The 9988-nt window shown below is 62.9% G+C and carries 9 protein-coding genes; 3 read left to right on the top strand and 6 right to left on the bottom strand.

Annotated elements, in window-relative coordinates:
- Positions 1-24 precede the first annotated feature (24 nt).
- Complete coding sequence (dctP, locus tag R3280_RS14365) at positions 25-1053, bottom strand: TRAP transporter substrate-binding protein DctP (RefSeq protein WP_318999303.1); 1029 nt, start codon at positions 1051-1053, stop codon at positions 25-27.
- A 263-nt stretch (positions 1054-1316) separates the two neighbouring features.
- Between dctP and mltF the strand changes: the two genes are divergently transcribed.
- A complete protein-coding gene (gene mltF / locus R3280_RS14360; RefSeq protein WP_318999302.1) occupies positions 1317-2735 on the top strand; it encodes a membrane-bound lytic murein transglycosylase MltF in 1419 nt (472 codons plus the stop codon).
- Positions 2736-2756: 21 nt separating this feature from the next.
- A complete protein-coding gene (locus tag R3280_RS14355) occupies positions 2757-3317 on the top strand; it encodes a gamma-glutamylcyclotransferase (protein WP_318999301.1) in 561 nt (186 codons plus the stop codon).
- Here R3280_RS14355 and R3280_RS14350 read toward each other — a convergent pair.
- Together R3280_RS14350 and R3280_RS14345 are read right to left on the bottom strand one after the other, a co-directional pair.
- The gene (locus tag R3280_RS14350) at positions 3314-5161 is read right to left on the bottom strand and encodes a methyl-accepting chemotaxis protein (RefSeq protein WP_318999300.1); all 1848 of its coding nucleotides are present in this window, start codon (positions 5159-5161) and stop codon (positions 3314-3316) included. The two genes, R3280_RS14355 and R3280_RS14350, sit on opposite strands and share 4 nt — an antisense overlap.
- Positions 5162-5359: 198 nt before the next feature.
- On the bottom strand, positions 5360-5860 hold the full coding sequence (locus tag R3280_RS14345) for a TIGR00645 family protein (RefSeq protein WP_318999299.1): 501 nt from the start codon (positions 5858-5860) through the stop codon (positions 5360-5362).
- Positions 5861-6029: 169 nt separating this feature from the next.
- On the opposite strand from R3280_RS14345, the gene R3280_RS14340 reads away from it, so the two are divergent.
- Positions 6030-7121 carry a TRAP transporter substrate-binding protein gene (locus tag R3280_RS14340; RefSeq protein WP_318999298.1) on the top strand — a complete coding sequence of 364 codons (1092 nt, stop codon included), beginning with the start codon at positions 6030-6032 and terminating at the stop codon, positions 7119-7121.
- 12 nt (positions 7122-7133) lie between these two features.
- Here the strand turns inward: R3280_RS14340 and R3280_RS14335 are convergent, their stop codons facing one another.
- The 3 genes from R3280_RS14335 to R3280_RS14325 form a co-directional block, all read right to left on the bottom strand.
- Positions 7134-7889 (bottom strand): Asp/Glu racemase, encoded by a 756-nt coding sequence (locus R3280_RS14335; RefSeq protein ID WP_318999297.1) that lies wholly within the window; start codon positions 7887-7889, stop codon positions 7134-7136.
- A gap of 26 nt (positions 7890-7915) precedes the next feature.
- A complete protein-coding gene (locus R3280_RS14330) occupies positions 7916-9439 on the bottom strand; it encodes a malonyl-CoA synthase (protein WP_318999296.1) in 1524 nt (507 codons plus the stop codon).
- Positions 9436-9988, bottom strand: a 553-nt coding sequence (locus tag R3280_RS14325) for a malonyl-CoA decarboxylase domain-containing protein (protein ID WP_318999295.1), incomplete at its 5' end; no start/stop codon positions are given. The genes R3280_RS14330 and R3280_RS14325, both read right to left, overlap by 4 nt.

The raw sequence follows: 9988 nt of genomic DNA, 5'->3' as shown, positions 1-9988 counted from the left end.
GGCGACGGTGGTTACTGCCGGTTTTTAGTCGGAAGTGACTTCGTTGAGGTCTTCCTCGAACTGGTTCAGCAGCTCCTTGCCGTCCTCACCGGTCATCTCGATGTACTTCTCCTTGACCTGGGGTGCGCGCTCCTTGAAGGCTGCAATCTGCTCTTCGTTGAGGCGGGTCACCGTGCACTTGTCACAGGCCTCCTTGATCTTGCCCAGGGCTTCCTCGGCGAGACCGTCGATGTGGTCGATGATCTGCTCGAAGGCATAGTCGGAGGCGTTCTGGACCAGCTTCTTGTCCTCGTCCGACAGGCCGTTGTAGAAGTCCTGGTTAGCCATCATGGCGGTGGTGAACCAGCCATGGCTGGTGAAGGTCAGGTGGGGTGACACTTCATACAGACCGCCGGACTCGATCCAGAAGATCGGGTTTTCCTGGCCCTGGATCATGTTGGTCTGCAGCGCACCATAGACCTCACCCCAGGGCAGGGGTGTCGGCGTGGCGCCGAAGGCCGCGTAGGTTTCCGACAGCAGCGGGTTGGTCATGACCCGGATCTTCTTGTTCTTGAAGTCCTGGGGAGAAGTGATGGGCTCGTTGGAGGTGACCACCATCTCGCCTTCGGGGTACATCTGGAGCAGTTCCAGGCCATGCTCGGCGTAGAGCTTGGGGAACATCTCGTTGATGGCTTCGCTCTCCCGGAAGAACTCGATCACCGTGTCCATGTCGGTGGGCATCAGGTAGGGGATGAAGAAGATCTGTGCCTCGGGGATGAGGGACCCGGTGAAACCCGGTGACTGGTTGACGAACTGCAGGATGCCGGAAAGGGTCTGGGACATGATGTCATCCGACTCGCCCAGTTCGCCGAAGCGATAGACCTGAACGGTATGGTCCGAGTTGTCTTCGATGTATTCCTTGAACTTGTAGGCATAGACATCCTGGACGTCGCCCTCGTATTCCTCGTGGGCATACCGCCAGTTGGCGGCATTAACGGCGTTGGCGGCTGTCAGGGTCGCAAAGGCGATCGCTGAAAGACCGGCGAGCTTCTTGAGTTTTGTCGCGCCACTCATCTGCTTGTCTCCGTTTCTGGGTTGTCGTGGTTATTTTTCCGTTCATTAACAAAGGTTGGTAAAAAAATAACAATTCCGCAAGCAAATAGATGAAATTGGTTGAATGAGCGGGTCTGTTTATAACCAAAAAGCAGGCCTGACGCCGGCCTGTCACGGCCCGAGGAGCCCGGCCGCGGCGATCAGAGCCGCATCCGATCCGGTGTTGGGAACGTAGGTGCTCTATGATTGATCAAGAGGATGTTCCAAAAAGGGAGATCAAGCCCATGTCCACCGCATTCATTCGCCCCATGCTGGCAGGCCTGGTCCTGGTGGCCGGCGCTGTCCTCCTCACTGCCTGCGGTCAAGGCTCCGCGACCAGCAGCCAGGATTCCGCCACAGCCAGCGAGGGCCCGGGTTCCGACAAGAGCCTGGCCGATCCCGCACAGACCGGTGTACTGAAAGTGGTAACCCGCAACGGCTCCACCACCTACTACCTGAACCGGCATGAGCAGCCCTCCGGTCCCGAATACGATCTGGTCACGGCGTACGCGCAAGCCCAAGGCTGGGACGTGGAATGGCAGATGCTGAATACGACTGCCCAGGTTCTGGATGCCCTTGAGAATGGTGAGGCGCATCTGGCGGCGGCCGGCCTCACCCACCTGCCCTCCCGTAACGGGCGTTTCGAGCGCGGCCCTGCCCACACCGAGATCACCCAGCAGCTGGTCTGCCATCGGGAGCTGCGGCCCCTGCCCAACACCGCCGACAAGCTGTCGCAGGTCCGCATCCGCGTTACCGCCGGCTCCAGCTATGCCGAGACCCTGACGGTGCTGGCCGGCCAGAACGAAGGGCTCAGCTTCGAGGAGGACGCCGAGCGCAGTACCGAGACCCTGCTGGCCCAGGTGGCCCAGGGTGAGCTGGACTGCACGGTGGCCGATTCCAATATTGTTCAGGTCAACCGGCGCTTCATGCATGAACTCAACGTGGCGATGAATCTGACCGAAGGCCAGAACCTCGGTTGGTACCTGCCCCAGGGTTCGGAGCAGCTGGCGCAGAGCAGTCGCAACTGGATGAATGGCCAGGACGGTGATGCGGCGATTGGTGACATGGAGGAGCGCTACTACGCCTACATCGGGGAATTCGACTTTGTCGACCTGCGGGCACTTAATCGACGCATTGATGATCGCCTGCCGAACTACCTGGAGGAGTTTCAGGCGGCCGCCGAGCAGACCGGCATGCCGGTGGACCTGTTGGCGGCTTTGTCCTACCAGGAGTCCCACTGGGACCCCACCGCCAAGAGTCCCACCGGGGTGCGGGGCATCATGATGCTGACCCGTCGCACCGCCGAGTCCCTCGGAGTCAAGGATCGCCTCGACCCGGCCCAGGCCATCGACGGTGGTGCCCGCTACCTGGCCGACCGGCATGAACGGCTGCCGGAGAGCATACCCGAGCCGGATCGCACCTTCCTGGCCCTGGCCAGCTACAATGTCGGTCGCGGGCATCTGCTGGACGCCCGGCAGCTGGCCCGAGACCTGGGCAAGAATCCGGATTCCTGGAAGGATATGAGCGAGGTCCTGCCCCTGCTGGCGGATGAGCGTTACTACCCGAATTTGCGCTACGGGTACGCCCGAGGCTACGAGCCGGTGCACTACGTCACCCGCATCCGAAACTACCAGGACGTGATCGCCAGCGCCATCAATGACTGATGTCACACACGACGGAGAGCCATGACCGCCAACACCATTGAGATCAACCGGCGCCGGCATCCGATCCAGCCGGGTTCGCCCCAGTGGCTGTTCGGCTACGGCTCGCTGATCTACAAGGTGGATTTTCCCTACCTGGAGCGCCGGCGGGCCTGGATCCGGGGTTGGGCCCGGAGGTTTTGGCAGGGGTCGCACGATCACCGCGGCACGCCGGAGTCGCCGGGCCGGGTGGTGACCCTGGTGGAGGAACCCGGCGTCCTGTGCCGGGGCCTGGCCTACCGGGTGTCGCCGGAGGTGTTCCATCACCTGGACGTGAGAGAGAAGAACGGCTACCTGCGCCTGCCCACGGCCATGCATTTTGACGACGGCGGTGAGGCGGAGGGTCTGATCTACATAGCCGCCCCGGACAACGCCGCCTTTCTCGGCGCCGCGCCGGCCCGGGAAATGGCGGCCCAGATCGCCCGCGCCTCCGGCCCCAGCGGCGCCAATGCGGACTATCTGTTACGGCTTGCCGAGGCCCTCAGGCAGCTGGGGGACGACGACCCCCATGTGTTCGAGCTGGAGCGGCTGGTCCTGTCCGCTTAGACCCGGAACAGCGACACCCGGTTGCGCAGTTGCTCGCCCAATTGCGTCAGCGTCGCCGCAGCGCTGACCACCTGGTCGCTGGAACTGGCGGATTGATCGCTGATATCGCGGATTCGGGTCACATTCTGGTTGATGTCCTCGGCCACTGAGGTCTGTTGTTCGGCTGCGATGGCGATCTGGCTGTTGAATTCGCGGATGGTTTCCACCGCCTCTGCGAGGGCCCTGATGGTTTCGCCGGTGGTGCGGGCGCTGTCCAGGGTCTGGCCAGCCATGGTGCCGCTGGCTGCCATGGTCTGCACCGAGGCACTGGCATTGGCAGTCAGGCTGTCGATCAGGGTCTCGATCTCGGTGGCGGAAGCCTGGGTGCGTTGGGCAAGCGAACGGACCTCGTCCGCCACCACCGCGAACCCGCGCCCGTGCTCGCCGGCCCGTGCGGCCTCGATGGCCGCGTTCAGGGCCAACAGGTTGGTCTGGTCGGCGACCGACTTGATTACATCCAGCATGGCGCCGATGGACTCGGTTTCCGACCGGAGCCGTGTGATCTGCTCACGGGCGTTTTCCACCTCGGAGGTCAGCCGGCTGACGTAGGACAGGGTCTCTTCCACCGCTTGCTCTCCCGAGCGGGTTTTCTCGCTGGCGGTAGCGGCTGAGATGAAGGCGCTCTCGGCACTGCGGGCGACCTCGGCCACCGTCGCCACCATCTGGTTCATGGCGGTGGCCACCTGGTCGGTCTGGTCACGCTGCTGGGTGGCACCAGCGCTGGCCTTGTCGGAAACCCCGGACAGTTCCGCGGCCGAAGCAGCGATGTCGTTGGCACCGGCGTCGATGCCCGAGACCAGCTCCCGCAGGTTGTTCACCATACGGCCCAGCGCATTGAGCAGCTGGCCGAATTCGTCTTTGCGCTGGGATTCGATGCGGGTGCGCAGGTCGCCGTCGGCAACCTGGCTTGCTACCTCGGCCGCCCGGCGGATGGGGCCAGCGATACTGCGGGTCAGGTACCAGGCCAGCAATACGCCCAGTGCCAGCACCACCAGCGTGGTCACGCCGATCAGCATCATGGCCTGGTTCCGCTCCGAGTTCATCTTGTCCAGCTGCAACGTCCGCAACTGCTTGGCGCTGCCGACTGCCCCTTCCGCCAGTTCGCTCAGCCGCGCCTGAGAGGCGGCTGCGTCCTCGACACGCTCAACCGTGTTCGAGAATGCGGTCAGGTAGGCCTGGAGCATCTCTAGGATGGGCTCCTTCATACTTTCGTCCAGGCGTGAAGATTCAATCACCGAAACCGCTCGGCGGGCGGTGTTCTCCAGGTTAAGCCGGACGTCATTGTGGTGGTTGATCAGGAAGCTGCGTTCGTCGCGGCGTATCTGACGCAGCAGCGCATGAGCGGCGAACAGGTCTTCCTCGATGGCGATGCGGCCCTCCAGGTCCCAGCCCAGGCGCTCAAGTTCGGCGATGGCATCGCGACGGGCGTTGACCTGAGCGACCAGGGTTTCCAGCAACTCCAGGTAAGCCTGCGCCCTGTTTCGAATGTCCGCCAGCAGGGCGAGGTTACTGTCCACCACCAGTTGGTCCGCCAGGAATTGCGTATCCGTGAGAACCTGCTGGGTCTGAATGCGGGCGGTCGCTATATGGGATGCATCGCGGCTGAGCAGGAAGCTTTTCTCATGCGACAGGGCATCCAGTAGCGAGCTCTCGATGGCGGCGGTGGTAGCCACTACCTGTGAGCGTTGGCCGTAACTGTTCATGGTCTGCAGGCCGGAAAGGCCGATCAGCAGGGAAAGGGCAATTAGCAAGGTGAACCCGACGGCGAGTTTCACCCCGATGGACAGGTCAGAAAACAGCCTCATGGTACTTCCTCATCAACAGCGTTGCCGGCATCTGCCGCCTTCGATACTCGCGGCAAGGCAGGACCACCTGTGGGCCGCGAGGGTTCGCAGCTTCAGTAAACCAGTTTGATGAAGGCTGTAAAGCGGGATTTGGTGGCATTTCGTAACCGGCAGTCGAAACCGCGGGTCAGGTCAGCCCGTGGCCGGATCGGACCCCGGTCAGTGGTCGGAATCCTTGCGGTTCATGCGGTCCAGAACACCCATGGCGAAAGCCGAGGCCACGAAGGTGAGGTGGATGATCACATACCACATCAGCTTGTTGTCCGGGATTTTCTGGGCATTCATGAAGATCTTGAGCAGGTGAATGGATGAGATCGCCACAATGGCGGCCGCCACCTTGTTCTTGAGACTGGTGGTATCCAGCTTGCCCAGCCAGTTGAGCTTCTCGCCGCCACCGATGTCCAGTTTCGACACGTAGTTTTCATACCCGGAGAACATCACCATGACCAGCAGGCCTGCCACCAGGGCGATGTCGATCAGGGTGAGAACCATCAGGATCAGGTCTGCTTCCTTGATGCTGAACACGTTGGGCAGGACGTAGACGACCTCCTGGAAGAATTTTACACCCAGCGCCAGCAGGACCAGACTCAGGCCCAGGTAGATCGGAGCCAGGATCCAGCGGGTGGCATACATCAGTCGCTCAAGGCCTTTCTCAACCATAACCGTTCCGTTCTTCAAAAAATTTAGGCCCACATTCTATAGTGAAATGCCCACCGAACAAGCATCAACGGCAGACGTGGAACCGGAATATTGGCTACCATTAAGGGTCTGCGCGGGCCATGGCCCCGCATCAGCCTCACATAACAATACGCCAAGTGGAACCGACAACATGACTTTCCGCGCACACCTGCAAGCTCTGTCCGCCAGCCTGGTGCTGGCACTGACCCTTCTCGCCCTGCCGGCCACGGTATCGGCACAGGAGACCCACACCCTGCGGCTGGCCGAGACCTGGGGCCCGAACTATCCGATCCTGGGGGAAACCACAAAACGCATGGCAGCCATGGCGGAAGAGATGTCCGGCGGCCGCCTCAAGATCCGCATCGACTCATCCAACAAGCACAAGGCGCCTTTCGGCATCTTCGACATGGTCAAGGCCGGCCAGTACGACATCGGGCACACCGCCTCCTATTACTACAAGGGCAAGATCCCCAACGCCATGTACTTCACCACCGTGCCTTTCGGCATGCTGGCGCCGGAACAGTATGCCTGGTTCTACTATGGCGGTGGGCTGGAACTGATGCAGAAGGTCTACGCACCCCACGGCATGCTATCGTTCCCCGGGGGCAACACCGGCAACCAGATGGGCGGCTGGTTCCGCGAGGAGATCAATTCGCTGGAGGACCTCAAGGGCCTGAAGATGCGCACGCCCGGTTTTGCCGGCGAAGTCATGGCGGAGCTGGGGGTGGCGGTGACCAATATCCCGCCGGGTGAGCTCTACACCGCTCTGGAACGCGGCACCATCGACGCCCTGGAATGGGTGGGCCCGGCCCTGGATCTGGACATGGGTTTCCACCAGATCGCCAAGTACTACTACTCGGGCTGGCAGGAGCCGGCCGCCGAACTGCAGTTCCTGATCAACGAGAAGAGCTGGGCCAAGCTGTCCCCCGAACTGCAGGAGATCCTGCGGGTGGCCATGCGCGCCGCCGCCTATGACATGTACATCCAGAGCATGCACGTCAGCGGCCAGAGCTGGAGCAAGATGAAGGCGGACTACCCCAAAGTCACCGCGAAGACCTTTCCGTCGGAGGTGATCGACGCCCTGCGCCAGGCCACCCGCAAGCTGCTGGAGGAGGCGGCCGAAAACGACCCGCTGGCCAACGAGATCATCCAGTCCCAGACTGAGTACCTGCGCACCATCCGCCAGTGGACCAACATCTCGGACAAGGCCTACCTGGAGAGCATCTCCAAGATCGAGGAGTGAGCCGGCCGGCGGTCAGACATCGCCGCTGAGAATCCGGCCGGCGCCGGGCACCCGGGTCGACAGTCCCAGGGCCCGGAGCATCTGGTAGGTGGTGCAGGTGGCGGCGGACACCACCGGAATACCCAGGCGGTCCTCCACCGCCTGGATGGCTCCCAATGATGGCATCTGGACACAGGCCGACAGCACCACCGCGTCGGCCCCCCGCCAGTCGAGACCGTCCACAATCTCCAGCAGGGCGCCCGGGTCCCGGCGGCCCACCGCCAGGTTGTCGGCTATTTCCAGCGAGATGCTGTCCAGTACCCTGATGCCTTCCGATTCGATGTAGTCCACCACCATCTCGGTGAGTGGCTTCATGTAGGGCGTGATCAGCGCCACCTTCTTCGCCCCCAGCACCGCCAGCCCCTCGGTGAGGGCACCGGCGCTGCTGACCACCGGCGTGGGATGGCCGTTGCTGGCGGTTACCTCGTGCAGCCGCTGCTGGGATTTGCGGTGATAGCCCCGGCCCTGGGCCATAATGGCCACCAGGCAGGCGTAACCCATAACGTCCACCTGGGCATCCGAGAGCTCCAGGGCGCAACGGTCCGACTCCACGTCCATGGCCGCCAGCTCTTCCCGGGTGACGTTGCGCATCCGCATCCGGCTGGAGTGAAAGCTGAAACGTTCCGGCGCAATGCTTTCACGGGCCCGCAGCATGGCGGGGATCTCGGTTTCCATGGTGGTGTTGGAGCTGGGTACGATCTGGCCGATGCGGTAATGGATCTTGCTCATGGTTGTTGCCTCCAGGGCCTGCTGAATCAGGCGTTCTTGTAGATGTCGCGATAGGTTTCCCGCAGCTGGTTCTTCTGCACCTTGCCCATGGTGTTGCGGGGCAGGCTGTCGACGAAGAACACCCGCTTGGGCTGCTTGTACTTGGCCAGCCGGTCCTTGAGGGCGGCCAGCACGCCGGCCTCATCCAGCTCGGCCCCGGCTGCGGGCACCACCACCGCGGTCACACCCTCGCCAAAATCCGGGTGGGAGACGCCGATAACGGCGGATTCCACCACGCCGTCCATTTCGTCAATCACCTGCTCCACCTCCTTGGGGTAGACGTTGAAGCCGCCGGAGATCACCAGGTCCTTGTCGCGCCCGACGATATGGATGTAGCCCTTGGCGTCCTTCAGGCCCAGATCCCCGGTCACGAAGAAGCCATCCTTCAGCAACTCCTCCCGGGTCTTCTCCGGCATGCGCCAGTAGCCCTTGAACACGTTGGGGCCGCGTACCTCCAGCATGCCGATCTCGCCGTCGGCGACCGGGGTGTGGGTCCCGGGCTCGGTGATGCGGATTTCCACCCCGGGCAGCGGCAAACCCACGGTGCCGGCGATGCGTGCGCCGTCATAGGGGTTGGAGGTGTTCATGTTGGTTTCGGTCATGCCGTAGCGCTCGAGAATGGCGTGGCCGGTGCGGCGGTGGAAGGCCTCGTGGGTCTCGGCGGTCAGGGGGGCCGAGCCGGAGGTGAACAGCCGCATGTTGGCGGTGCGCTCGGGGCTCAGCCGGTCATCCTGCAGCAGGCGGGTGTAGAAAGTGGGCACCCCCATCAGGGTGGTGCCCTCGCTAAAGGCCTCGATCACCGTATCCACATCGAAACGGGACAGGAACAGCATGCTGGCGCCGGCCATGAGGATGACGTTGCAGGCCACGAACAGGCCATGGGTATGGAAAATGGGCAGGGCGTGGATCAGCCGGTCCTGCTCGGTGAAGCGCCAGACCTCCGCCAGGGTGCGGCAGTTGGATGCCAGGTTATGGTGAGTCAGCATGGCGCCCTTGGAGCGACCGGTGGTGCCGGAGGTATAGAGGATGGCCGCCAGGTCATCGGCGCCGCGCGGCTCAATGGCGGTATAGCGCTCGGCCGTTGCGGCCCGGGTCATCAGGCTGCCGGTACCGTCATCGGCCAGGGTCTCCACGTGGGGGCAGCCGGTCTCCTGCGCCACTTTGCGGGCGGCCTCCAGGGCGGCAGGCTGGCACACGAACAGGTGAGGCTCGGCGTTGCCCAGGAAGTAGCCGATCTCGGCGAAGGTGTAGCCGGTATTCAGCGGCAGGTAAACACCGCCCATGCGCAGGCAGGCCAGGTAGAGCAGGATGGCCTCCGGGCTCTTGTCCACCTGTACCGCCACCCGGTCGCCGGGTTCCACGCCAAGCTCCACCAGGGCGCCGGCCAGTTGCTCGGTGACTTCCAGCGCCTCGCCGTAGCTGTAGTTGCGGCCCTCCGGGGTGACGATGAAGTCGTGCTGGCGGCGCTCGGTCATGCGCTTGGCAAAGCTCTCGAACAGGTTGTGGTTCATTTGTCGTTGTCTCCCTTTAGCAACTTGCGGCCGCGCCGGCTGAGCTCCCGGATGGCTGAGGAGCACACGATGGTGCCGTCGGCGGTGAACTGCTCGTGATTGCGTTCGATGTTGTCCAGTACGTACAGATAGTTGACCATCAGCCCGGCAGACTGCTTGAGGCCCTGGGCGGAAACGTCACCGAGCCAGTTGATGCGGTGCAGCTCGGCACCATTGCCCAGGTGGAAGCGGGCGACAGGGTTGTGGGGCAGGCCTTTGGAGTTCTTCTCCTTTAGCAGGTAGCGCGCCGCCAGCGGCCGGATGACCTCCTCCAGCTGCTGTGCCTGGGCTTCGTCCTGTGGCCAGTCGGGATTGGCCAGCAGCTTGAGGGTATCCTGGGCCTCCGGGCTCAGCAGCCCGGCTTCCTCGGTGTAGGTGGCCTCAAGCCATTTGCGGAAGCCGGGCAGGGGCGACAGGGTGACGAAATTGCGCAGCCCCGGCAGCTCCTGCTTAAGCTCCTGCACCACCTGCTTGATCAGGAAGTTGCCGAAGGAGATGCCCCGCAACCCG

The organism is Marinobacter sp. (genome assembly GCF_033722195.1).
GTDB lineage: Bacteria > Pseudomonadota > Gammaproteobacteria > Pseudomonadales > Oleiphilaceae > Marinobacter.
Note: the sequence above shows the minus strand (reverse complement) of the source record. Positions and strands in the feature narration are given on the sequence as shown.